At 63.8% G+C, this 24315-nt stretch carries 20 protein-coding genes; 7 read left to right on the forward strand and 13 right to left on the reverse strand.

Features of this window, described 5'->3' with window-relative positions; translation table 11 throughout:
• Nucleotides 1-6: 6 nt before the first annotated feature.
• Entirely contained in the window at nt 7-1953 is a 1947-nt protein-coding gene (locus ABIB66_RS25865) for a maltotransferase domain-containing protein (RefSeq protein ID WP_354256070.1), read from the reverse strand.
• Nucleotides 1954-2157: 204 nt separating this feature from the next.
• Here ABIB66_RS25865 and malQ point away from each other — a divergent pair, with 204 nt between their 5' ends.
• Both malQ and ABIB66_RS25875 read left to right on the forward strand, forming a co-directional pair.
• Nucleotides 2158-4119, forward strand: coding sequence for a 4-alpha-glucanotransferase (gene malQ / locus ABIB66_RS25870; RefSeq protein ID WP_354205072.1), 1962 nt, complete (start codon nt 2158-2160; stop codon nt 4117-4119).
• A 43-nt stretch (nt 4120-4162) separates the two neighbouring features.
• Nucleotides 4163-5962, forward strand: coding sequence for a glycoside hydrolase family 15 protein (locus ABIB66_RS25875; protein ID WP_354205074.1), 1800 nt, complete (start codon nt 4163-4165; stop codon nt 5960-5962).
• Between the two features lie 4 nt (nt 5963-5966).
• Here the strand turns inward: ABIB66_RS25875 and ABIB66_RS25880 are convergent, their stop codons facing one another.
• From ABIB66_RS25880 to ABIB66_RS25905, 6 genes are read right to left on the reverse strand one after another with little or no spacing between them, the layout of a single operon-like run.
• On the reverse strand, nt 5967-6779 hold the full coding sequence (locus tag ABIB66_RS25880) for an HAD family hydrolase (protein WP_354256073.1): 813 nt from the start codon (nt 6777-6779) through the stop codon (nt 5967-5969).
• Between the two features lie 23 nt (nt 6780-6802).
• Entirely contained in the window at nt 6803-7333 is a 531-nt protein-coding gene (locus ABIB66_RS25885; protein WP_106945853.1) for a gluconokinase, read from the reverse strand.
• Entirely contained in the window at nt 7320-8069 is a 750-nt protein-coding gene (pgl, locus tag ABIB66_RS25890) for a 6-phosphogluconolactonase (protein WP_354205078.1), read from the reverse strand. The genes ABIB66_RS25885 and pgl overlap by 14 nt, the downstream gene beginning before the upstream one ends.
• Nucleotides 8066-9577 (reverse strand): glucose-6-phosphate dehydrogenase, encoded by a 1512-nt coding sequence (gene zwf / locus ABIB66_RS25895; RefSeq protein WP_354205080.1) that lies wholly within the window; start codon nt 9575-9577, stop codon nt 8066-8068. The genes pgl and zwf overlap by 4 nt, the downstream gene beginning before the upstream one ends.
• 40 nt (nt 9578-9617) lie before the next feature.
• The gene (gene gnd / locus ABIB66_RS25900; RefSeq protein ID WP_354205082.1) at nt 9618-10616 is read right to left on the reverse strand and encodes a phosphogluconate dehydrogenase (NAD(+)-dependent, decarboxylating); all 999 of its coding nucleotides are present in this window, start codon (nt 10614-10616) and stop codon (nt 9618-9620) included.
• 13 nt (nt 10617-10629) lie between these two features.
• On the reverse strand, nt 10630-13479 hold the full coding sequence (locus ABIB66_RS25905) for a bifunctional transaldolase/phosoglucose isomerase (protein ID WP_354205084.1): 2850 nt from the start codon (nt 13477-13479) through the stop codon (nt 10630-10632).
• A gap of 308 nt (nt 13480-13787) precedes the next feature.
• On the opposite strand from ABIB66_RS25905, the gene ABIB66_RS25910 reads away from it, so the two are divergent.
• The 4 genes from ABIB66_RS25910 to ABIB66_RS25925 all read left to right on the forward strand — a co-directional run bounded on the left by ABIB66_RS25910 (nt 13788) and on the right by ABIB66_RS25925 (nt 19491).
• Nucleotides 13788-14444 carry a hypothetical protein gene (locus tag ABIB66_RS25910; RefSeq protein WP_354256076.1) on the forward strand — a complete coding sequence of 219 codons (657 nt, stop codon included), beginning with the start codon at nt 13788-13790 and terminating at the stop codon, nt 14442-14444.
• A 274-nt stretch (nt 14445-14718) separates the two neighbouring features.
• The gene (locus ABIB66_RS25915) at nt 14719-16662 is read left to right on the forward strand and encodes a PrkA family serine protein kinase (protein ID WP_007595704.1); all 1944 of its coding nucleotides are present in this window, start codon (nt 14719-14721) and stop codon (nt 16660-16662) included.
• Between the two features lie 19 nt (nt 16663-16681).
• A complete protein-coding gene (locus tag ABIB66_RS25920) occupies nt 16682-17959 on the forward strand; it encodes a YeaH/YhbH family protein (RefSeq protein ID WP_354205520.1) in 1278 nt (425 codons plus the stop codon).
• On the forward strand, nt 17956-19491 hold the full coding sequence (locus tag ABIB66_RS25925; RefSeq protein ID WP_354205088.1) for a SpoVR family protein: 1536 nt from the start codon (nt 17956-17958) through the stop codon (nt 19489-19491). The genes ABIB66_RS25920 and ABIB66_RS25925 overlap by 4 nt, the downstream gene beginning before the upstream one ends.
• 204 nt (nt 19492-19695) lie before the next feature.
• Here the strand turns inward: ABIB66_RS25925 and ABIB66_RS25930 are convergent, their stop codons facing one another.
• The 6 genes from ABIB66_RS25930 to ABIB66_RS25955 all read right to left on the reverse strand — a co-directional run bounded on the left by ABIB66_RS25930 (nt 19696) and on the right by ABIB66_RS25955 (nt 22467).
• Nucleotides 19696-20130, reverse strand: a complete 435-nt coding sequence (locus ABIB66_RS25930; RefSeq protein WP_354205090.1) for a DUF1801 domain-containing protein — start codon at nt 20128-20130, stop codon at nt 19696-19698.
• A 2-nt stretch (nt 20131-20132) separates the two neighbouring features.
• Nucleotides 20133-20339, reverse strand: coding sequence for a hypothetical protein (locus ABIB66_RS25935; protein ID WP_473320517.1), 207 nt, complete (start codon nt 20337-20339; stop codon nt 20133-20135).
• Nucleotides 20340-20395: 56 nt separating this feature from the next.
• The gene (locus ABIB66_RS25940; RefSeq protein ID WP_354205094.1) at nt 20396-20827 is read right to left on the reverse strand and encodes an SRPBCC family protein; all 432 of its coding nucleotides are present in this window, start codon (nt 20825-20827) and stop codon (nt 20396-20398) included.
• Nucleotides 20824-21150, reverse strand: a complete 327-nt coding sequence (locus ABIB66_RS25945; RefSeq protein WP_007595691.1) for an ArsR/SmtB family transcription factor — start codon at nt 21148-21150, stop codon at nt 20824-20826. Before ABIB66_RS25945 ends, ABIB66_RS25940 begins: the two co-directional genes overlap by 4 nt.
• 215 nt (nt 21151-21365) lie before the next feature.
• Nucleotides 21366-21815, reverse strand: coding sequence for a DsrE family protein (locus ABIB66_RS25950; protein ID WP_354205096.1), 450 nt, complete (start codon nt 21813-21815; stop codon nt 21366-21368).
• A 31-nt stretch (nt 21816-21846) separates the two neighbouring features.
• Nucleotides 21847-22467 (reverse strand): hypothetical protein, encoded by a 621-nt coding sequence (locus ABIB66_RS25955; protein ID WP_354205098.1) that lies wholly within the window; start codon nt 22465-22467, stop codon nt 21847-21849.
• A 305-nt stretch (nt 22468-22772) separates the two neighbouring features.
• Here ABIB66_RS25955 and ABIB66_RS25960 point away from each other — a divergent pair, with 305 nt between their 5' ends.
• Complete coding sequence (locus ABIB66_RS25960; RefSeq protein ID WP_354060291.1) at nt 22773-24299, forward strand: SUMF1/EgtB/PvdO family nonheme iron enzyme; 1527 nt, start codon at nt 22773-22775, stop codon at nt 24297-24299.
• Nucleotides 24300-24315 lie beyond the last annotated feature (16 nt).

Raw genomic sequence — 24315 nt, forward strand, 5'->3', positions numbered from 1 at the left:
GCGCCCTTACGCCAGGCAGCGGAACAGCAGCGCCGGATCGCGCTCGGGATCGATACGCAACCTGATCCCGCCCCATTCGATGCGGGCCTGTTCGCCGGTGAGGAGGTTTTCGAGTGCCGACACATGGTGTCGCTTCCCGCCGGCGTCAACCGTGACGTCGCCGAGCGGCAACCAGAATTCGCGAACGTCGCGCGAGAGCGCAACCACGGCCACGACGATGTTGGCTGGGTCGGTCGCTTCCTTGACGAAGGCGATCGTCTCGCCGTCTTCGATGCCGAGGAAGCGCAGGTTCGCCGTCTGCTGAAGCGCAGCATTCTCATTGCGGATGCGATTGAGCTCCGTGATGTAGGCCTTGATGTTGCCGGGCTTGTTCCAGTCGCGCTGCTTGATCTGGTATTTCTCCGAGTCGAGATATTCCTCGCGGCCGGGGACCGCGTCGTGCTCCAGCAACTCGAATCCGCTGTAGACGCCGTAACTGCCGGACAAGGTCGCCGCCAGCGCGAGGCGGGATTTGAACGCCCATGTCTCGCCGCCCTGGAGATGATAGGGCAAAAGATCGGGCGTGTTCACGAACAGGTTCGGCCGATAGAAGTCACGTTCGGGATAGCGCGTCAGCTCGCCGAGATATTGCTCCACCTCCCACTTTGCCGTGCGCCAGGGGAAATAGCTCAAGGATTGTGCAAAACCGAGCTTGGCGAGCCCCTTCATCAACTTCGGGCGCGCGAACGTCTTGGAGAACAGGATCACCTCGGGATGCCGGCGGCGGATGTCACGGATCAGCCACTCCCAGAAGGCGAGCGGCGCGGTGTCGTGATTGTCGATGGCGAAGATGGTGACGCCGTGGTCGATCCAGAACAGCATGGCGTCGCGAAACGCGTTCCACAGTCCAGCCCGGTCGACGGACGTGAAATCGGGGATGACGATATCCGAATAGGGCCCGTCAGCCGTCCGCACCGAGCGATCCGGGCGCCATTTGAACCATTCCGGATGTTGCGTCAGCCACGGGTGGTCCGGCGAGCATTGCACGGCGAAGTCGAGCGCGAGCTCGAGGCCGTATTCCAGGCAGGTCGCGACCAGCGCGCGAAAATCCTCGATCGTGCCGAGTTCGGGGTGCAGCGCATCGTGCCCGCCCTCGATGGCGCCGATCGCATAAGGCGAGCCGGGATCGCCGTCGCCCGCCACCGGCATGTTGTTGCGGCCCTTGCGCCGGGTGCGGCCAATGGGGTGGATCGGCGTGAAGTAGAGCACGTCAAAGCCCATCGCGGCGATGTCGGGCACGCGCGCGATGCAGTCGCGGAGCGTGCCATGCTGTCCCGGCACCACGCTCTGGCTGCGCGGCATCATCTGATACCAGGCGCCGAAGCGCGCCTTGTCGCGGTCGACGAACAGCGGGAATAGCGCCGAGCGCGAGAGATCAGGCCGCGACTGGCTCTCGGCCATGGCTTCGCCGAGCTCGGTTGCCAGCAGGGGGGCAACGTCGCCGGTTTGAAGATAGTCCTCGCATTGCCTGACGATGAGAGCGGCGGCGTCCTGCTGCGCGCCATGCGCCTTGGTCAGAAGGCCGGCGCCCTCGATCGCATCGAGCGTGACGTCGGCGCCGGAGCGCTGCTTGCGCGCGACCCCGTGCGACCACGTCGCGAACTCGTCGGTCCAGGCTTCGATCGCATAGACATATTTGCCGGGCTCGACGGGTGTGAACGCGCCGGACCAGCGGTCATTGCCGTGAGGGATCATCGGCTCGCTCTGCCATTCGCGGTCCTGCTCCTGTCGCCAGATCAGCGCTGCGCCGATCACGGCGTCGCCGTCGCGGTAGATGTCGGCCCAGACCTCGACCGGTTCGCGCGCAATCCGCTTCACCGGGAAGCGCCCGCCGTCGATCAGGGGATAGACGTCTTCGATGAGGAAAGTGCTGCCCGCTGCGGCACTCTCGACAGTTTGAATTGTCTTGTTCACGGTGATGCCATTGACAAGAAAGCAGGAGCCCGTTTCCCTTGCCGGGAACCTACGCTTGATACCACTATAGAAAGCCGCTTGTGTGTCATTGGTTCCGTTGGGAACGGCAGGCGCGGCTCGCGAGTTAACCCTGACTAACCTCTTCCGCGACCTCGTTAAAATCGATGCCCCCGGCCAAAAAATGGCCTGCAAGCTGCGTGCCGAATGGATCTTTTAGCTCAAGCCCGGATCAAGGGCGTTCAATCCGAATTCGTCGATGCCCTCGGAAAGCTGCGGGTCACCGATCCCGTGGCCCTCAAATCCATCCTCGACGCCCTGCCGGAGAAGCGGGTTTACCGCTTCGTCGGCGGGCCCGTGGTGGTGCGCGCCTTGGGACATCCGCGCACCGAATTGGTGACGATCGGTACGCCGCCGCTCAAATGGAAGATCAGCGGCAACGGCAATTTGATCGCGCAAGGCGAGACGCGCGAGCCCGTGATTGCCTGGCCCGCCGGCCTGCCGCTCGGCTATCACCGCCTGACGCTGACCGATGCCGAAGGCGTGACCGAAGAAGTGCCGATGATCGTGGCGCCGGAGCGGGCCTTTGGCGGCGATTTCGACCGCGGCTGGCTGCTTGCCGTGCAGCTCTACAGCGTCCGCTCGGACCGCAATTGGGGCATCGGCGATTTCACCGACCTCGCAGGTCTCGTCCGGCTCGCCAAGCAGTTGGGGGCCGACGGCGTCGGGCTCAATCCCCTACATGTGTTGTTCGACGACCATCCGGCGGACTGCAGCCCCTATTCGCCGAACAGCCGGCTGTTTCTCAATCCGCTCTATATCGACGTCGAGGCGATCCCGGAATTTTCTCCCGACCTCGTCCCCGACGCGGCCGCGACCGCCGCGCGGCTCCGTAAAGGCGATCGTGTGCCGTATCCGGACATGGCGGCCTTGAAATGGTTGGCCTTGCGTGCCGCCTTCGACAGCTTCGTGAAAACCGCGAGCGGCGTCCGCCGCAACCAGTTCGACGCCTTCCGCGCGGCTCGCGCCCCGCTGTTGTCCCGTTTTGCCTGCTTCGAGGTGCTCCGTCATCGCTTCGCGGCGCCGTGGTGGGAATGGCCGATGGAATGGCAGCAGCCGGACGAGGCGAAATGCGCCGAGCTGCGCAGCGGGCCCGACAAGCACGAGGTCGAGTTCGTCGAATTCGTGCAATGGACGGCCGATAGCCAGTTGCATGCGGCCAAGGAGCTGGCCGGCCAGCTCGGCATGCGGGTCGGGCTTTATCTCGACGTTGCCGTCGGCGTGCAGTCGAACGGCTTCGATGCCTGGAACGAGCAGGGGGCGATCTCCCGTCATCTCGCCGTCGGCGCGCCGCCGGACGTGCTCAACACCGTCGGCCAGGATTGGGGCCTCGCCGGCTTCAATGCCGGCGGCCTGGAGGCGCAATCCTTCGTGCCGTTCGCCGATATGCTCGCGGCTTCGATGCGCCATTCCGGGGCGATCCGTCTCGATCACGTGCTGGGCCTGAAGCGGCTTTATCTGGTGCCGCGCGGCTTCAAGCCCGACAACGGCGCCTATGTGCAGATGCCGTTCGAGGCGCTGCTGGCGACCGTGGCGCGCGAGAGCGCGGCCCATAAGTGCATCGTGATCGGCGAGGACCTCGGCACGGTGCCGGAAGGATTTCGCGAGACCATGCAGGATTTCGGCATCTGGTCCTACCTTGTCATGATGTTCGAGCGCGACGATGCCGGTCACTTCCGGCCCGTCGATCACTACCGGCCCAACGCGCTGGTGACGCTGAACACCCATGATTTGTCGACCTATGCCGGCTGGCGCTCCTTCAGCGATCTCAAGATGAAGCGCTCGCTCGGGCTCGATCCCGGCGAGAACGATCAGGCCCGCTGGGATGCGCTCGGCCTGCTCGACGAGATCCTGCGTGCCAACGGCATCCGTGCCAATGATGTCTATTCGGTGCTCGCCTTCCTGTCGCGCACGCCCTCGCGGCTGCTTGCGGTGTCGCTGGAGGATCTGCTCGGCGTGATCGACCAGCCGAACATTCCCGGCACGATCGACGAGCATCCGAACTGGCGCCAGCGCCTGCCAGTGACGCTCGACAAGATCGCCTCGAAGGTCGATCTCGCGGCCTTGAAGGCCGCCACACGCGAACGCTCGTTGCCCGGCGGGCGTTGATCGCCGGGTCGTCCAGGACGCCGTTTTCGAGGCTCGCACGACATTGTCTCAGAAAATCGAGGACTATGCGCTGATCGGCGACTGCGAGACCGCGGCGCTGGTCGGCCGCAACGGCTCGATCGACTGGCTGTGCTGGCCGGCCTTCGATTCCGACGCCTGCTTTGCCGCGCTCCTCGGCACGCACAAGAACGGCCGCTGGCTGATCGCGCCGGGCGAGGACCTGACCGCGACGTCCCGCCGCTATCTCGGCGACACCCTCATCCTCGAAACGCGCTTTGAGACTGACAGCGGCACGGTTGCGCTGATCGACTTCATGCCGCCGCGCGGCAAGGCCTCCGACATCGTGCGGCTGGTCCGCGGCGTCAGCGGCACGGTGAAGATGCGGATGGAGCTCGTCATCCGCTTCGGCTTCGGCGTCGACATCCCGTGGGTGCGGCGGATCGACCATTCCCTGCTGGCGGTCGCCGGCCAGGACATGACCGTGCTGCGGACGCCGGCGAAGACCCGCGGTGAGGATCTGACCACGGTTTCCGATTTCGAGGTCAAGGCCGGCGAGACCGTACCGTTCGTGCTGACCTACGGCCCCTCGCATCTCGAGCCGCCCCCGCCGATCGACCCGGAGCTCGCGCTCCAGGAGACGGAAAAATTCTGGCAGGACTGGTGCAGCCACTGTAATCGCGATGGCGACTATCGCGACCTGATCGTGCGCTCGCTGATCACACTCAAGGCGCTGACCTTCGGTCCGACCGGCGGCATCGTCGCGGCGCCGACCACCTCGTTGCCGGAGAAGCTCGGCGGCGCCAGGAATTGGGACTACCGCTTCTGCTGGCTGCGCGATGCCACCTTCACGCTGCTGGCGCTGATGAACTCGGGTTACACCGAGGAAGCCTCGGCCTGGCACAATTGGCTGTTGCGCGCGGCGGCAGGCTCGCCGTCGAACATGCAGATCATGTACGGCATCTGGGGCCAGCGGCGGCTGCTGGAATGGGAGGCGACCTGGCTCGACGGCTACGAGGGCGCGCAGCCGGTGCGCGTCGGCAATGCCGCGCATGCGCAGCTCCAGCTCGACGTCTACGGCGAACTGATCGACGCCTTCCACCAGTCGCGGATGGCCAAGCTCAAGCTCGACGACGAGAGCTGGGCGCTGGAATGCGCCGTGCTCAAGCATCTCGCCGAAGTCTGGGACCAGCCCGATCATGGCATCTGGGAGCGGCGCGGACAGCCGAAGCACTATGTCTTCTCCAAGGTGATGGCCTGGGTCGCCTTCGACCGCGGCATCAAGAGCGCCGAGACCTTCGGCTTCAAGGCGCCGCTGCTGCACTGGCGCACCTTGCGCGACGCCATTCATCGCGACGTCTGCAACCAGGGCTTCGACGCGGAGGAGAATGCCTTCGTGGAGTCCTACGGCTCGAAGCTGCTCGATGCCAGCGTGCTGCTGCTGCCGTCCGTCGGCTTCCTGGAAGCGTCGGATCCGCGCATTCGCGGCACCATCGCGGCGATGGAAAAGCACATGATGCCTGACGGCTTCGTGCTGCGGCACGATCCGCGCGAAATGTCCGAGGAGAAGCAGCCGATCGAGGGCGCCTTCCTCGCCTGCAGCCTGTGGCTGGCCGATGCCCATGTGCTGTCGGGCGATCTCGACAAGGCGCAGATCCTGTTCGACCGCATGGTCGGTATCGCGAACGATGTCGGGCTGCTGGCCGAGGAATATGATTCAGGCGCCAGGCGTCAGACCGGAAATTTCCCGCAGGCGCTGACCCATATCGCGCTGGTCAACACCGCGCATAATCTGTCGGCGGCAAGGCAGGGCAGCCAGAAGCCTGCAATGCAGCGGTCGAAGTAGTGACCTAGGCGACTCCGTTCCGCTTCAAGATCATCTCCATCGCCTCGGCAAAACCGTCCTGCTCGTTGGACGCGGTGACGTGGGTCGCCTGGTCCTTGACGTTGTCGGCCGCATTGCCCATCGCGATCGAGGTGCCGCTGACGCGGAACATTGCGAGGTCGTTCTGCATGTCGCCGATGGTGGCGACTGCGTCCGTTGAAATGCCGAGGCGCTTGGCCATGGCTTGCACGAATGTGCCCTTGTCGAAGCCGGGCGGGGTGATGTCGAGATAATAGGTTTGCGAACGCACGGCGGTCGCCTCGCTGCCGAGCGCCTGCTGCATCGCCTTCTCGCAAGCTTCGAGGCCAGCTGCATCGGCGCTGGCGCCGACGATCTTGCAGGCGCTCGCAAGGTAGGGCGAGAAGTCCGTCACGATGGTGGGATCGGAGCGGATCGTGTGCTGCTCGTGAGCGACGTATTGGCCATCAGGCTTGTCGATCAGCCATTGGTCCGTGGTGAACAGCCAGATGTCGGCGCCGAAGTCCCGGAGAATTTGCAAGCTTCGCTCGGCCGCGCCGGCCGGGATGAGATGCTGTTCGACCGGATTCATCTCGGGGTCGACGATCGAGGAGCCGTTGAACGGGCCGACCGGCAGCCAGAGCGCCAGCGGCTCGATCAGGAAGCGCATGCCGATCGCGGGGCGGCTCGACGTAATCGTGAAGCCGATGCCGGCCTGGTGCAAACGCTGCACCGCGGACCTCGCGCGGTCGGTCAGCGTCTTGTCCTTGGTCAGCAGCGTACCGTCGACGTCCGAGACGACGAGTGAGATTTTTGTCATGGCGGTCCCTTGGGTGTTTGGCCTCAGCGTTTCGCGCCGCCCAGTTTCAACTGCCGCACCGCGCCGTCCACGATCGCTTCCACGGATTCGTCGATCGAGACGGTGATCACGTGCTCGCCAGCCTCCGGCGGCTCCAGCGTGTTGAACTGGCTCGTCAGCAGGCCGGGCGGCATGAAGTGCCCCTTGCGTTGCGCGAGGCGGGCGGCGATCAGCTCCTTCGTGCCCCTCAGGAACACGAAGCGGACGTCGTCGCGTCCGCGCAGGAGCACGTCCCGATAAGTATGCTTCAGCGCCGAGCAGGCGATGATCACGTGCTCGCCCTTGTCGCAGACCCGCGCGATCTCGTCGGCAATGGCATTGAGCCAGGGCCAGCGGTCCTCGTCGGTGAGGGGATGGCCGGCCCGCATCTTCTCGACATTGCTGGCGGGATGAAAGCTGTCGCCGTCCTCGAAGCGCCAGCCGAGGCGCTCGCCGAGCGCTTTTGCAACCGTACTCTTGCCCGAGCCCGACACGCCCATCACGATCAATGCACAAGGTGCTTCAACGCCCGCCACGAATTCCCTCCGGAAGCGCGGCTTGGTCGACCAGCCAGACGGTCTCGCCATTCGAGCGCGCGCGTACAGCCGGCAGAGTCTCGCCATTGAGCAGGCGCGTCAAGATCGGCTGCTTGTCGTGCCCCGCTATCTCGAACAGCATTTCGCGGCAGGACGCCAGCGCGGGCAGGGTGAGCGAGACCCGCGGCACGAAGGGGGCAACATTGGCCTTGGGCACGCCGACCACCCAGCGTTCCGTCTCCCCGATCGCGGGGTAGCCTGGGAAGAGCGAAGCCGTGTGGCCGTCCGGGCCCGCGCCCATCAAAACCATGTCGAACAGCGGCCGTGCCGGATCCAGGCGTGCAGTGCCGTAGAAAGACTGCAGCTCGCGCGCATAGGCCTCGGCGCTCTGATCAGGGTCGTTGGCCGCGGTCGGGATCGGGTGAACATGGCCGGAGGGCGCGTTGCGATCGAGGAAGGTCGCGCGCGCCACCGCCATGTTGTTGAGGGGATCGCTTTCGGGCACGAAGCGCTCATCACCGATGAACCAGTGCACGCGCTCCCACGGGATCTTTTCGCGCCAGGCGTCGCTGCCGAGCAGCTGATAGAGCCTCTTTGGGCTGGAGCCGCCGGTCAGGCAGATCGCGATCCGCCCGGAATTGGCCGCGATTCGCGCCATCACCCGTTCGGCCGCGGCCCGCGCGAGAGCCTCGGCGTCGGCCTCGACGATCAGCTTCGGCTGTTCGGCCGCCGTCACGAAAACTTACGCCAGCTTCGGCCGTCGCGGCGGAGCAATTCATCGGCGCAGGCGGGGCCGTCGCTGCCGGCTTGATAGGTCTCGATGCCGTTGCTGCCCGCCTTCTTCCAGGCGTCCAGGAATGGCTGCACCGCCTGCCATCCGGCTTCGATGCCGTCGGCGCGCTGGAACAGGATGTTGTCGCCGATCATGCAGTCGTAGATCAGCGTCTCATAGCCGGTCGAGGGATCGGCCCGGAAATAGTCGCCGTAGCGGAACTTCATCTCGACGCCGTCGATGGTGACGCTCGGCCCCGGGACCTTGGCGTTGAACTGGAGCTCGATGGTCTCGGTCGGTGCGATGCCGATGGTGAGGAAGTTCTGCGAGAGGCGATCGACAGCCGTGCCTGAGAACATCGACAGCGGCGCCTGCTTGAACTTGATCGCGACCTCGGTGCGCTTGTGGCCGAGTGCCTTGCCGGTACGCAAATAGAACGGTACGCCGGCCCAGCGCCAATTGTCGATCATCAGCTTCAGCGCGACATAGGTCTCGGTGGTGCTGCCGGGCTTGACGTCCTCGGTCTTGCGATAGTCCGGGATCTCGTCGTCGCCGATGCGCCCCGAGAGATATTGTGCGCGCACCGAGCTCTTCAGCGCCTCCTCTTCGCTCGGACGCTGAATCGAGGTCAGAATTTCGGCCTTCTCGGAGCGCACGGAATGGGCGTCGAAACGCGCCGGCGGCTCCATCGCGACCAGCGACATTAGCTGGAACAGATGGTTCGGCACCATGTCGCGCAGCGCTCCGGTGGCGTCGTAAAAGCCGCCGCGATGGCCGACGCCGAGCTTCTCCTCCACCGTGATCTGGATGTGGTCGATATGGTTGCGATTCCAGATCGGCTCGAACATGCCGTTGGCGAAGCGCAGCACCAGGATGTTCTGCACCGTCTCCTTGCCGAGATAGTGATCGATCCGGTAGATCTGGTGCTCGTCCATGATCTTCAGCAGTTCGCCGTTCAGCGCTTGCGCGGAGGCGAGGTCGGTGCCGAACGGCTTTTCGATCACCAGCCGCCGCCACGCGCCGTTCTCCTTCATCATGCCGGTGCGGCCGAGCTCACGCGCGGTCGGCGCGAACGCAGCCGGCGGGGTCGCGAGGTAGAACAGCCGGTTGCCGCCGGTACCTTCCGAACATTCCAGCTGATCGAGATGCGCGCGCAGGCGGTCGAACGACGGCGGGTCCTTGGCGTCGGCCTCGACGAAGGTGACGCATTGCAGGAGCTGCCGGGCGACGACGTCGTCTACGGGGCGGGTCGCGAACTCGCGCAGGCCTTTCATCAGGCTGTCGCGCAATTCGTCATCCGACTGGCCCTTGCGGGCCACGCCGACGACGCAGAATTTCTCCGGCAGCATTTTCTCGGCCGCCAGATTGTAGAGCGAGGGCATCACCAGCCGATGGGTGAGATCTCCGGTCACGCCAAAGATGACGAAGGCGCAATTTTCCGGCTTGCGCTTTGGCTGCGGGTCTTTTGTCACGAACTATTGGCCTTCGCTTGTTACGTTTTACTTCGGCTCGCTATTTGGGCTTCGAAGCAGCCGGCTGTTTCGGCTCCTTGTGGCCGCCGAAGCCGGCTCGCATCGCTGAGAGAATTTTCTCGGCGAAGGTGTGTTCCTTGCGGGAACGGAAACGTGCGAACAGCGCCGCGGTCAGGACTTCGGCCGGCACGGCCTCGTCGATTGCGGCGTTCACGGTCCAGCGTCCTTCGCCGGAATCCTCGACGAAGCCGGAATACTCCGTCAGTGCCGGGCTGTCGGCGAGTGCGGTCGAGGTGAGATCGAGCAGCCAGGACGGGATCACGCTGCCGCGCCGCCACACTTCGGCGATATCGGCGAGATCGAAATCGTAACGATGATCCGCCGGCAAGGCCTCGATGTTGGCGTTCTTGAGGATATCAAAACCTTCGGCATAGGCCTGCATCAGGCCATATTCGATGCCGTTGTGGATCATCTTGACGAAATGCCCGGCGCCGACGGGGCCGGCATGGATGTAGCCCTGCTCGATGCGGGGATCGCGCCCCTCGCGTCCCTCGGTGCGTGGAATGTCGCCGGCGCCGGGCGCGAGCGCGGCGAAGATCGGATCGAGCCGATCGACCACCTGTTTCTCGCCGCCGATCATCATGCAATAGCCGCGGTCGAGGCCCCAGACTCCACCGGAGGTGCCGACGTCGACATAGTGGATGCCGCGCTCCTTCAGCGCCTTGCCGCGGCGCACGTCGTCCTGCCAGAACGTGTTGCCGCCGTCGATGATGACGTCGCCGTCCTGCATCGCGCCCGCGATCGTGTTGATCGTGGTCTCGGTGATGTGGCCGGCCGGCAGCATCACCCAGGCCGTGCGCGGCCGCTCCAGTTTCGCAATGAACTCTTCGAGCGTCGCCGACCCGACAGCGCCGTCTGCGGCAAGGCCCGCGACGGCCTTGGCGTCCTTGTCGTAGACCACGGTCGAATGTCCCTGGCGCATCAGCCGGCGAACGATGTTGCCGCCCATCCGGCCGAGGCCGATCATGCCGAGTTGCATTTGAGGAATTCCCTTAATTCAGTGCGTCGTTGAGCGCCGCATTGAGCGCCGCGAGACCCTTCTTGAGCCCACCCTTCAGGTGGACCCGCAGCGCGCGCCGGCCGCGCTCGGTGAGCACGTCGAAGTCGCCGCGCGCCTGCGCGGCCTTGATGACGCCGAAGCTGGCCTTCTGACCCGGCACCGGCAAGTCCTTGGCATCGTCGGCGGTGATCTGGAGGAACACGCCGCTGTCGGGGCCGCCCTTGTAGGCCTGTCCTGTCGAGTGCAGGAAGCGCGGTCCGAACTCGGCGCAGGTTGCGACATGTCGCTTCTCGCGGACTTCGAGCCGCATGGCCTGGAGTGCGTCGATCGTCGCCTTGTCGCGGGCGATGTAGCCGAGCAGGGCGACGTAATCGCCATGGTTGGAGCGCGACAGATGCGCTTTCAGCCATGAGGTGAGGTCGCCGTTGGCGCCGGCGGCGCGTAGGGCCGCGGCATTGGTCTCGTCGGTGTAGAGATCAGCCTCGGTGGTGCTGACCACCGGCCGTTCGGCCGGTAGCGAGCCGGTCTTCTCGAACGACGCCGTGAGCTCCCGGGTCTTGATCTTGGCCGCTTCCACGTCCGGCTGGTCGAACGGGTTGATGCCGAGGATGCTGCCCGCCACCGCCGTTGCCATTTCGAAGCGGAAGAACTCCTGGCCGAGATGGTCGATCGACTTCATCACGATGCGCACGACGGGATGGCCGGCCGCTTCGATCGCAGCAAGCTGTGAGTCATGGGCGGCGTCCGCTTCGCCCTCGATACGGATGTCGATGAAGAGCCGGTCATTGCCGTAGACCGCGGGCTCGCCCAGCGGCTCGCCGTCGATCGGGATCAGGCCCTTGCCGTCCTTGCCGGTCGATTCCGCGATGAGCTGCTCGGCCCAGGCGCCGAAATCGGCGATCTTCTTCGACGACAGGATCGTCACCTTGTCGCGGCCTTCGAGGGCTGCATGGCCCATGGCAAGGCCGAGCTGCACGCCGGGGTTCTCGGCTGGCGGCACGTCCGGTCCGCAGGAGCGGGCCATCGCAAGCGCATGCTTGACGAAGGTCTTGATATCGATGCCCGCGGTTGCCGCCGGCACAAGGCCGAACGGCGAGAGCACTGAGTAGCGTCCGCCGATGGAGGGCTCGCCGTGGAAGATGCGCGCATAGTTCAGCGTCTTCGCCGCCTTCTCCAGCGACGATCCGGGATCGGTGACCGCAATGAAGCGATGGCCGGTCTTGACCTTCGGCCCGACGGCCTGCGCGACGCGCTCGTGGAAATAATCCTTCATCGCATTCGGTTCGGTGGTGCCGCCGGATTTGCTGGAGACGATGAACACGGTGTTGGCGATGTCGATCCTGGCCTCCATCGCCCCCACCTGCGCCGGATCGGTGGAATCCAGCACGTGCAGCTTCGGGAACCCGGGCTTCTTGCCGAAGGTCTCGGCCAGCACCTCCGGCCCGAGGCTTGACCCGCCCATGCCGAGCACGACGGCGTCGGAAAATTTCTGGCCTTTCACGCGGCTGGCATAATCCTCATAGTCGGCGACGTCGGCCTTGGCGGCGCTGTCGAGCCAGCCGAGCCATTTGTCCTCGTCGGTGCCGGTCCAGACCGATTTGTCGCGTTGCCACAGCCGGCGGATCTTTGCCGACGCACGCCATTCCTCGGTGCTCTTGGCCACGGCCTTGCCGAGACCGTCGCCGAGCGAGAGCAGCTGGCGGTCGATCGCGGGCCCGAGCACGGTGACGCGCTTGTGGGCGACCGCGCCATAGAGCTTGTCGGCGGCGTCGGCAAACTGCTTGACGCCGTCCTTGACGAGCTCCTCGGTGATGGCATCGAGCGAGACGCCGGAACGCTCCAGCTCTTCCAGCACGCGCCTGGCGTCGTCGACATTCTCTTCCAGGCTGTCGCGCGGGGTGCCGTGGTCGCGGAACGCATCGAGCGTCGCCGGCGGCACGGTGTTGATGGTGTCGGGACCGATCAATTCCTCGACATAGAGAACGTCGCTGTAGTCCTTGTTCTTGGTGCCGGTCGAGGCCCACAGCATGCGCTGCGGCTTGGCGCCTTTGGCCGCGAGCTTGTCCCAGCGGGGACCCGAGAACAGGCGCTTGTAATCCTGGTAGGCGACCTTCGCATTGGCGATCGCCACCTTGCCCTTCAGCGCGGCGAGCCGTTCCTTCTCACTCGGGTCGTTGGCGCGGGCGATCTTGTCGTCGAGCTGCTTGTCGACCACCGAGTCGATGCGGCTGACGAAAAAGCTCGCCACGCTCGCCACGTGCGAGGGGTCGCCGCCACCTGCGACGTATTTCTCCAGACCGGCGAGATAGGCCTCGGCGACCTGCAGATAGACGTCCCTGGAGAACAACAGCGTGATGTTGATGCTGATGCCGTCGCCGATCAGGGTCTCGATCGCCGGCAGGCCCTCCGGCGTTGCCGGCACCTTCACCATCAGGTTCTTGCGATTGACGTCCTTCCAGAGCCGCCGCGCCTCGGTGACCGTGCCGCTGGTGTCCATCGCCAGATAGGGCGAGACTTCCAGGCTGACATAGCCGTCGCCGCCCTTGAGGCGGTCGTAGACCGGGCGCAGCACGTCGGCGGCGTTCTGGATGTCCTCGACCGCGACGGCCTCGAACAGGTCGGCGACCGACCGGTCGCCGCGCTTCAAGGCCTTGCCGATCGGCGCGTCGTACTCGTCCGAGCTGCCGATCGCTTTCTCGAAGATCGAGGGGTTGGAGGTGACGCCCTTGACGCCATCGGTGTCGATCAGCCGCTTCAGGTCGCCCTTGGCGATGAAGCCACGGGCCAGGAAGTCCAGCCAGACGGCTTGTCCGTGCTTTTCCAGTTCTTTGACGGGATTCATGATGCTAATTTATCTCCAAGCCTGCGGGCGAGGGGTTTCCGCGCCGGTCCTGACGCGCTATCCTCTAGCTTACATGCTTCCTTGAGGGAACCAATCAAGGGTATGGGCGTCATATCCTCCAGTGTAACTCCGTCGCGATCATGGCGATCGGCGTAGAGGTAGCGCAAGTTGCGTAAAGGGTTGTCGGCCGTGAGGAATCGGCCGGGCCTCGTTGTGTAACGTCAGCAGCCTCGCCTCGCCGCTAGCGGCTGCGCGGAGTACTCATCAGCGGATTCCGGTCCGCCTGATGCATTGTGGCTCGGTCGCGAATGGCCATGCTGGGGGAAGGCATGCAAGCACATCATGACCGTCCGGCGCTCGCTGTCACGGACAGACCCCGATCGGTCACGTCGACCGGATGCGTCGATGCGTCCCACGATCTCGAAATCGGTCCATGTACGACCCGACTGCGGCTGCTGGTCGTAACGGGCTTCGCCATGACGCTGCTCAGCGCAACGCTCGCCTTGGGCTGGTGGAATGCTTTTGGCCATTACGACACGATGCTCGGCTATGCCGGCGTGGTGGTGTTCGCCCTGATGACCGGTGGGCTGATCTGGGTGCTCCCCGCCGAACGGGGATCGGTGGTGATCGTCACCCCCTACGGCATTCGCGATCTCCGCATCGGCAATGAATTTCTGCTGTGGGACTCGATCGCGGAGATTTCGGCTGAAGAACGCCGCGGGCGCAAGGTGATCGTGCTGACCCCGACGCCGGCTCTGCAGCGGCAGCTCAGCAGCATCCGCGGCTTGGCCCGCTGCGTGAGGGACGACCGCATCGTCATCCGGTCGGAGGGCCTGGCGACCGATTTTGATACACTGCTGCGCGCTTGCCGCGACTGTCACGCCGCCAGCGGTCCACGCACCGCATTGCAGCAGGAAGATGAACGCGGCACCCAAGGCTTCGCCGCCGTTCGCAGACGGCTATGATGCAGCGCCGGATGAACGCATCCCCGGTAATGCCCGGATGTTGCGAGCGAGTGACATTTTCTGGAAATGAGCCAATATAGACAAAGATTCGCTCAAATATCAGGCAGGTGCCTGTTCGTAACTCACCCTGTGCCTACGTTGTGCGTTGCGCCGAGAAGGCGCCCGGGTGTCGAATGATCGTCATGTGCTCACGCTGATTCGAGAGTGGCGCTAAGGAACGGTCCGGTCGCTGCTTTCGTTCAATTGTGTAGCGGAACTCACGCGGAGAGGGATCATGTATAACGATTCTCTATTCAACGCTTTCGCTAAGTCGTTCGAGGCGAGAAGCCAACACGACATGTCGATGGCGGAATATCTGGAATCGTGTCGAAGCGATCCCATGAAATACGCGAACGCGGCCGAACGACTGCTAGCAGCGATCGGTGAGCCCCAGACGATTGACACGGCCAAGGACCCACGCCTTGGCCGTATTTTTTTGAACCGCACGATCCGCACCTATCCGGCCTTCGCCGGCTTCTACGGCATGGAAGAAACCATCGAGCGCATCGTCGGTTTCTTCCGTCACGCGGCGCAGGGCCTCGAAGAGCGCAAGCAGATCCTGTATCTGCTCGGTCCGGTCGGCGGCGGCAAGTCCTCGCTCGCCGAGCGGCTCAAGTCGCTGATGGAAGTGCATCCAATCTACGTGCTCAAGGCCGGCGACGAGCTCTCGCCCGTGTTCGAAAGCCCGCTCAGCCTGTTCGATCCGGATCAGCTCGGCCCGATGCTGGAAGAGAAATACGGCATTCCGCGCCGCCGTCTCACCGGCCTGATGAGCCCGTGGTGCTACAAGCGGCTGGAAGCCTTCGGCGGCGACATTTCCCAGTTTCGGGTCGCAAAGATCCAGCCGTCGCGGTTGCGCCAGATCGGGATCGCCAAGACCGAGCCGGGTGACGAGAACAACCAGGACATCTCCTCGCTGGTCGGCAAGGTCGACATCCGCAAGCTCGAAACCTACGCGCAGAACGATCCCGACGCCTACAGCTATTCCGGCGGCCTCAATCGCGCCAACCAGGGCGTGCTCGAGTTCGTCGAGATGTTCAAGGCGCCGATCAAGATGCTGCATCCGCTGCTCACCGCGACGCAGGAAGGCAACTACATCGGCACCGAGAATATCGGCGCTATCCCGTTCACCGGCGTCATCCTCGCGCACTCCAACGAGGCCGAGTGGTCGAGCTTCAAGGCCAACAAGAACAACGAGGCCTTCATCGACCGCATCTGCGTGATCAAGGTGCCTTATTGCCTGCGGATCACGGAAGAGCAGAAGATCTACGAGAAGCTGATCCAGGGCTCCGAGCTCGCGGCCGCGCCTTGCGCGCCCGCGACGCTGGAGACGCTGGCGCGGTTCTCGGTGATGTCGCGCCTGCGCAAGCACGAAAATTCCACGACCTACGCCAAGATGAGGGTCTACGACGGCGAGAGCCTGAAGGAGACCGATCCGAAGGCGCGCAGCGTCCAGGAATATCGCGATGCCGCCGGCGTCGACGAGGGCATGGACGGTGTCTCCACCCGCTTTGCCTTCAAGATCCTGGCTGCGACCTTCAACCACGATCCGCAGGAAGTCGCCGCCGACGCCGTGCATCTGATGTACGCGCTGGAGCAATCGATCAAGCGCGAGCAGCTGCCCGAGGAAGTCGAGAAGCGCTACCTCGAATTCATCAAGGCCGACCTTGCACCGCGTTATGCCGAGTTCATCGGGAACGAGATCCAGAAGGCTTATCTCGAATCCTACTCGGATTACGGCCAGAACCTGTTCGACCGCTATGTCGACTACGCCGATGCCTGGATCGAGGACCAGGATTTCAAGGATGCCGACACCGGCCAGCTGCTTGACCGCGAACTCTTGAACCAGGAGCTGACCAAGATCGAGAAGCCGGCGGGCATCGCCAACCCGAAGGATTTCCGCAACGAGGTGGTCAAATTCTCGTTACGGTCGCGCGCCCAGAACGGTGGCAAGAATCCGACCTGGATCTCCTACGAGAAGATTCGCGATGTGATCGAAAAGCGGATATTCTCCCAGGTCGAGGACCTGCTTCCGGTCATCTCCTTCGGGTCGAAGAAGGACGGCGAGACGGAGAAGAAGCACGGCGAGTTCGTCGCACGCATGGTGGAGCGCGGCTACACCGAGCGTCAGGTTCGCCGGCTCGTCGAATGGTACATGCGCGTGAAGCAGGCCGGTTGAGGCGGATGGAAAAGTGCCGATTCACATTATTGACAGGCGCCTGAATCCAGGCGGCAAGAGTCTCGAGAACCGGCAGCGGTTCTTGCGTCGGGCCAAATCCCTGGTGCAGGGCGCCGTCAAGAAGACCTCGCAGGAACGCGACATCAAGGACGTCCTGGAGGGTGGCGAGGTCACCATTCCGCTCGACGGCATGCACGAGCCGCGTTTCCGCCGCGACGGCGGAACGCGCGACATGGTGTTGCCCGGGAACAAGAAGTTCATCGAGGGCGACTATCTCCAGCGCTCCGGCCAGGGCAGCGCCAAGGATTCCGGTCCCGGCGAAGGCGACAGCGAGGACGCCTTCCGCTTCGTGCTCAGCCGCGACGAATTCGTCGATCTCTTCCTCGATGATCTCGAACTTCCCGATCTCGCCAAGCGCAAGATCGCGCAGACCGAGAGCGAGGGCATCCAGCGCGCCGGCTACACCACGTCGGGCTCGCCCTCCAACATCTCGGTGAGCCGGACGGTTCGGCGCGCAATGGCGCGCCGTATCGCGCTCAAGCGTCCCAGCAAGGAGGAGATCGAGGAGCTGGAAGCCGCCATCGCCGCATGCGCGGATGAGGACGAGCGCCTGGTGCTGCTGGCCCAGCTCGAAAAACTGAAGGCGAGGTCCAAGCGCATTCCCTTCATCGATCCGCTCGACATCCGCTATCGCCGCTTCGAGACGGTGCCCAAGCCCGTTGCCCAGGCCGTGATGTTCTGCCTGATGGACGTGTCGGGCTCGATGTCCGAGCACATGAAGGATCTCGCCAAGCGCTTCTACATGCTGCTCTACGTATTCCTGAAGCGCCGCTACAAGCATGTCGACATCGTCTTCATCCGCCACACCGATCGCGCCGAGGAGGTGGACGAGCAGACTTTCTTCTACGGCCCGGCTTCCGGCGGCACGCTGGTCTCAAGCGCGCTGCAGGCCATGCACGAGATCGTGCGCGAACGCTTCAGCCCGTCGGACTGGAATATCTACGCCGCGCAAGCCTCCGATGGCGACAATTCCTATTCCGACGGCGAACTCGCGGGCATGCTGCTCACCGACAAGATCCTGCCGGTCTGCCAATTCTTCGCCTACCTCGAGGTCGGCGAGTCCGGCGGCAGCGCCTTCGATCTGTCCGATTCCTCGCTCTGGACCCTCTACGAGCGCCTGCGCAACAGCGGCGCGCCGCTCTCGATGCGCAAGGTCAGCGAGCGCAGCGAGATTTTTCCGGTGTTCCACGATCTGTTCCAGCGCCGCGACACTGCCCAGGAGAAAGCCGCTCCATGACGGAACGCTTGTTCGAAGGCGCCGATTGGGATTTCCACACCTTGCAGCGCATCACGGATGCCTGCGAGGAGGTGGCGACGAAAGATCTTGGGCTCAACGTCTATCCGAACCAGATCGAGGTGATCACCGCCGAGCAGATGCTGGACGCCTATTCGTCCGTCGGCATGCCGCTGTTCTACAAACACTGGTCGTTCGGAAAGCACTTTGCATATCACGAGGCCTCATACCGCAAGGGCCTCATGGGGCTCGCCTATGAGATCGTGATCAACTCCTCGCCCTGCATCTCCTACCTGATGGAGGAGAACACGGCGACGATGCAGACCCTGGTGATCGCGCACGCCGCCTTCGGCCACAATCATTTCTTCAAGAACAACTATCTGTTCAAGCAATGGACCGACGCCGACGGCATCCTGGACTATCTGGATTTCGCCAAGAACTACGTCATGCAATGCGAGGATCGCTACGGCCGCGTCGAGGTCGAGCGCACCCTCGATGCCGCGCACGCGCTGATGTCGCACGGGATCGACCGCTATCCCGGCAAGAAGAAGCTCGATCTCCGCGCCGAAGAGAAGCGGGCAGGGCGCCGCCGCCAGCATGAGGAGGAGGTCTTCAACGACCTCTGGCGCACCGTGCCGGCGGGAAAGAGCAAGACCCGGTCCGCGCTCAGCATCGAGCGCCGCCGCAAGCTGCTCGGCCTGCCGCAGGAAAACCTGCTGTATTTCCTCGAGAAGAGTGCGCCGCGGCTGGCGCCCTGGCAGCGCGAGCTGTTGCGCGTCGTCCGACACATCGCGCAATATTTCTATCCGCAGAGCCAGACCAAGGTGATGAACGAGGGGACGGCGACCTACGTCCACTATCGCATCATGACCAAGCTGCATCAGCAGGGCCGCATCAGCGACGGCAATTTCCTCGAATTCCTGCAGTCGCATACCAACGTCGTGTTCCAGCCCGAATTCGACGACCAGCGCTTCTCCGGCTTCAACCCCTATGCGCTCGGCTTCGCCATGATGCAGGACATCGAGCGCATCGTCACCCGGCCGGAAGACGAGGACCGCGAGTGGTTCCCGGACATCGCCGGCAAGAACGACGTAATGGGCGTGCTACGCGACGTCTGGGCCAACTACCGCGACGAGAGTTTCATCGCCCAGTTCCTGAGTCCGAAGCTGATGCGGCACCTCCGCATGTTCCACTTGCATGACGATCCCGAGGAACGCGCCGGCATCCGGGTCGACGCCATTCACGACGAGCGCGGCTTCCGCCGCGTCCGGCGCGAGCTGGCACGGCAGCACGATGTCGGCTACATCGACGCCAATATCGAGGTGGTCGACGTCGATCTCTCCGGCGACCGGCGGCTGATCCTGCATCACCATGTCATCAAGGGCGCGCAGCTCAACGAGACCGACGCCAAGCGCGTGCTCCAGCATCTGGCCGATCTCTGGACCTACGACGTTGCGCTGATCGAGGTCGACGCCAACGACAAGGTGCTGCGCGAATATGTCGTGAGCCCCCGCCCGATCACCGCGGCGGCCTGACGCTGCTGACAATGCGGAGCAATGCGCGTTGATGTGCCCTCGCCCCTTGTGGGAGAGGGCGGCGACGCCGGGAGACACAAGCTCACTGCGGTGAGGGGTATCTCTCCACGTTTCCTGTGCCGATAGAGACCCCTCATCCGACGCTTCGCGCCACCTTCTCCCACAAGGGAAGAAGGAAAGCGTTCTGGCTCTACAACGGCTGTTCTATCCGGAACGTTTCGCTGGCTTCTTCTTGGCTTTGGACGCATTCAGCCCCACGGCCGCGCGGATCAGCGCCTTCAACGCCTTTTCGTTGATCTTCTCGCCTTCGCGAATATCGATCGCGCGGCGCACGTTGCCGTCGAGGCTCGAGTTGAAAAGGCCGGCGGGATCCTCCAGCGCGGCGCCCTTGGCAAACGTCATCTTCACCACGGCCTTGTAGGTCTCGCCGGTGCAGATGATGCCGTCGTGCTCCCACACCGGCACGCCGCGCCATTTCCATTCCTCGACAACATCAGGATCGGCCTCCTTGATCAGGGCACGGATTCGCCCGAGCATGTCGCCGCGCCAGTCGCCGAGCTCCTTGATCCTGCCGTCGATCAGCTTGGAGGGCGACGATCCATTCGCGTCCTTCTTTGTCGCGGTCGCGGCCTTTGTCACGATCACGCCTCCTGTCGCGTGCCGTCGCGTCGGCCGAGATAGGGCTGCGCGAACATATAGAGCCCGGTCGCGAGCAACGGGATCAACGGGACGAGCGCGAGAAAGCCGATCCAGATGGCCTGGAGCTGCATGGTCATGGCGACGATGTTGGCGATGACGGCCAGCGTGAAAGCGATCGACAGCCAGCGATGGATCTGCCGAACCCACATGTTTCCGGTCAATGAAACCTCCTCTTGAGATGATCGAATGAAGGCCGGTGGCCGAGCTAGTCTGCCCTTGCCAGCAGTTCGTCCAGCTTGGCGAAAAACTGCTTCCAGCCGGCATGCGCGCCGCCAAAAGCCTGCTTCTGCGTCGGGCTGAAGCCCGCTTGCTCGACACGTAAGTGAGTGCCTGCGCCCGTCGGCGTCAGCGTGAAGGTCACGACGCTCTTGAGATCGAACGCCGCGTCGTCATGCGAGAAATTCCAGGTGTAAGCGAGCGTCTTCTGCGGCTCGATGGTGAGGACCTCGCAGTCCAGCACGCCGCCCCACTCGCCGCGAAGGTTGAAGCGGTGGCCCACGTTCGGCTTGAAGTCGTTCTTCATCAGCCATTCCTCGATCAGATGCGGCTGCGTCAGCGCGCGCCAGATCCGCTCTGCCGGAAAGGCAAATTCGCGCTCGACGACGACAGATCGGGTTTCGGCCGTGGATTCGTTCATTGGTCCATCCTCTTCAGGAGATCGTCGAGCGCGTCGAGCCGGTTCTGCCAGAACCCTGCCATCTGGCTGGTCCAGTCGATCAGCGGATTGAGCGCGCCGGGCTGGGCGCTGTAATGCGTCTGCCGTCCTTGATGCCGGTCGCGCACGAGGCCAGCCTGCTTCAGCGCGCCGAGATGCTTTGAGACCGCCGGCTGGGACACGCCCGACAGTGCCGTCAGGGCCCCAACCGTCTGTTCGCCCTCGCGGCACAATCGCTCGAAGATCGCCCGACGGGTCGGGTCGGCGAGCGTCCTGAACAGAAGGTCGTGAGCGGCAGCGGGCATACATTCATAACCTATGAGTTATGGATACATTCATAACCGTGGAGTTATGGGTAAGTCAAGCGCGTTGCGAGGCAGTGGCACTCGCTCGCGCAACCCGCTCCGCCGTCATTGCGAGGAGCCCTTGCGACGAAGCAATCCAGTCTGCTTCCGCGGAGGGACTGGATTGCTTCGCTCCGCTCGCAATGACGGACAACGTAGCGGCGCCTCCCGCGCCCCTACGGCCGCAGATAGAGATAGCCCTGCGACTGGAGCTCGGCCAAACGAACCACGCCGCCTTTCTCCGCGCTGACGAAGCCCGGCAGGAGATCCGTGAGCGTGACGTTCTGCGCCTTCATCGTGTTGCCGCAGGCGGCAAGCTCGACCCCATCCTTGGAGAAATCGCCGACGCGCTTGCTGATGTCAGGGTTGGCTTGCGCCGAGTGAAACGCCTTCAGCGCCGGCCCGTGGATCACCAGCGCAATCGTCACATGGTCCGGACCGCCGACGCCGTCGATATGGTTCTGGATGTTGCCGAGCACGAAATTGACTTTTTCGGCATCGCTCAAATGATAGACCACCTTCAGCTTATTGCCCGTGCCGGCTTCGGTCGCGGCCTTCGCGCTGGAGGCGCCAAGCGCCGCGCCCAGACCCGAGACGGCGCTCCACAACATGTTCCGCCGGTTCATGATGATCTCCCTCGATTGCGCCGGACACATATCATTTGTGGCGGAGCGCGGCGAGTTCCTTGCGGTCGGTCACGAGTGAGGCGCATTCCTTGTTGTCCGTTCGATCTAGGCGGAAAATCCCGTCGTCGGCCCCGGCGACCAGTGACAGTTCGGCATCCTCATCCGGCTTGTTGTTCTGCCAGACCCTGACCTGCGCCAGCCGCACGATCGCCGATTTGTCGTCCTTTGAGAGCGCGACGCCGATGCCGCCGCCCTCGCAGTCGACGCCGCAACCGAGGCGGATTTCGGTGCCGTTCTTGGTGAACACGGCGTGATGACAGGAGCCGCTGGAATCGAAATCGCCGGAGCGGTGACGATATCTGAATCCCAGGCGGAAGGAGTTGTGGAGCTGCTTGTCCTCCGTGTCCAATTCCGCCGAGATCAGCAACTTCATCGAGGCGACCTTCTGCTTCGGATGGCGCGCCAGATGCTCGGCATCGTAGCGCCGCACGAAGCAGGCATAGGCCTTGTTGCCGGGTGCACCCGCATACATGCGCGCGTTGAAGGTCTCGGCTTCGGCCTTGCTGGCCTCACGGATATCGTCGGCCTCTTCGCCGTAAGCAGCGCCGCCAAGCGCGGCAAGGAAGACGGCAGCAAAAAGAGAAAGCTTCATGATGGCCTCGCGTGCAGCAGCTGAGCTGTACGCTGTAGACGCGGCCCGGGTGCGACGCGTTCAACGTCCGCACATCTGACAGGATCATCGCTGGGCGGAGCCAGGTGATCAGTTCCACGCCGGGCTTTAGTCATCGGTGGGGTCATGAAGGTTCATTCGACGTGACCCCTTCGCCTTTCGGAACCTGACGCCCTGCGGTTCTTACGAGATTACCCGACGTCATCGATGTGATAGCCTTCACAGACGATCGCCTCTGGCGGTCGTAGGCTGGGGCTTGCCTTGTAAGTTTGTGGAGTCCCCCCGCGATGGGCGAAATTCGCAACTTCAGATCCGGGAATGACGAGCCGCCTTCGCACGGCCCTATGCCTCGTCGCCTCGCGGCCATCATTGTCGGTGACATCGCTTCCTACAGCCGCCTGATGCAGGCCGACGAGGAGGGCACGCACGTCCGCGTCAAGCGGATCGAGCGGGATCTCATCCGGCCCAGCATCGTCGAGCACAATGGAAGTCTGGTGAAGACGACGGGCGATGGCTTCATCGCGATTTTCGACAGTCCGGTCGAGGCCGTCCGATGCAGCATCGTCATCCAGCAGAATCTCATCGGCCGCAACGCCTCGCTTCCGAAGGAGACCCGGATCGAGTACCGGATTGGCGTCAACCTCGGTGACGTCATCGTGGAGCCGGACGACGTCTACGGCGACGGCGTCAACATCGCAACGCGCATCGAGGGCATCGCCGAACCAGGCCAGGTCTTTATCTCCGGCGCGATCTACGAGCAGATCAAGCACAAGGTCGTGTGCGGTTACGAGTCGCTCGGGGACCGCAAGGTCAAGAACATCACCGATCCCGTGCGCGTCTATAAAGTGCTGCCGGATGCAGACGCGGTCGGCAGGACGCGGGGGCGGCGCGAGAATACTCTGATCTTTCTCCTGGGTATCACGCTGTCGGTGATTGCCGCCGGTGTGCTGTGGTATCTGCTGGCTCAGACACCGGGCAGGGTGAGCGAGCAGGCCGCCGTCACTACCGTTTCTCCTGCCGCATCGCCAAGCCCGCAGCCTCCGCCGCGCGAAGCCGCGCCGCAGACGCCGCAGCCTTCTCCCTCGTCGGCTTCGTCATCCCCGTCGCCCGCTCCGGCGCCAACTCCATCGCCAATTCCCGTCCGCGAACCCGAAATGGTCGCCATCCGCGGCGGCAGCTTTGCGATGGGAAGCAACGACGACCCGACCGAGCGTCCTGTCCATCAGGTGACGGTGAAGCCGTTCTCGATCGGCAAATATCCGGTGACCGTGCAGGAATGGAACGAGTGCGCCGCTGCAAAGGCGTGCGGCTTCACGGCCATCGGCAAGGACGATGCGCCGGTCAGTAATGTGAGTTGGACCGACGCGCAGCAATATGCGGCCTATCTCGCTCAGGCGACAAAGAAGACTTATCGGCTTCCGAGCGAAGCCGAATGGGAATATGCCGCGCGGGGCGGAACGCAGACCAAATATTGGTGGGGCGACAAGCTGCAGCCGGGCATGGCCGGTTGCAAGGATTGCGGTGATCTCGCGGCCGAGCAACCAGCGAAGGTCGGCAGCTTCAGGCCTAATCCGTTCGGGCTCCACGACATGGGCGGCGGTGTCGATCAGTGGGTCGAGGACTGCTGGCACAAGACCTATCAGGGCGCGCCCGGCGACGGCTCGGCATGGAGCAGTGGGGACTGCAGCGCCCATGTCCTGCGCTCGGGCTCCTGGAAGAACGATTCCAGATATGTGCGGCCGTCCAACCGCGATGGCTACGACACCCATGTTCGTTATCCGACGCACGGCTTCCGCGTGGCGCTCAGCCCTTGAGTGGAGGAGTTGGTTT

This window comes from Bradyrhizobium sp. F1.13.3, assembly GCF_040548265.1.
In the GTDB taxonomy this organism is placed as follows: domain Bacteria; phylum Pseudomonadota; class Alphaproteobacteria; order Rhizobiales; family Xanthobacteraceae; genus Bradyrhizobium.